At 73.0% G+C, this 345-nt stretch carries 1 protein-coding gene; it reads left to right on the top strand.

The window, feature by feature from the left end; genetic code table 11:
- Positions 1 to 345, top strand: a 345-nt coding sequence (locus STRAU_RS34180; protein WP_037663782.1) for a CurL C-terminal domain-containing protein, incomplete at both ends; no start/stop codon positions are given.

The raw sequence follows: 345 nt of genomic DNA, 5'->3' as shown, positions 1-345 counted from the left end.
AGCGGGACGAACGCGCACGTCATCCTGGAGCAGGTGGCGACGGCGGAGGAGCCGGAGTCCGACGGTTCCGACGCGGCTCCGTCGGTGGTGGCCGGTGTCGTGCCGCTGGCCCTCTCCGCGAAGACGCCGGAGGCGCTGCGCGGGCAGGCCGCCCGGCTGCGGGAGCATCTGCTGGCGCATGCGGATCTCGAACTGGGCGATGTTGCTTGGTCGTTGGCGGTGGCGCGATCGAGGTTCGAGCACCGGGGTGTGGTGCTGGGTGCGGATCGCGACGAGTTGCTGGCGGGGCTGGAGTCGCTGGCGCGGGACGATGCGGGCGCGCAGAACGTGGTGACGGGGCGGGCG

The sequence above is a fragment of the Streptomyces aurantiacus JA 4570 genome (assembly GCF_000414115.1).
GTDB lineage: Bacteria > Actinomycetota > Actinomycetes > Streptomycetales > Streptomycetaceae > Streptomyces > Streptomyces aurantiacus_A.
This window is presented reverse-complemented; position numbering and strand designations above follow the sequence as displayed.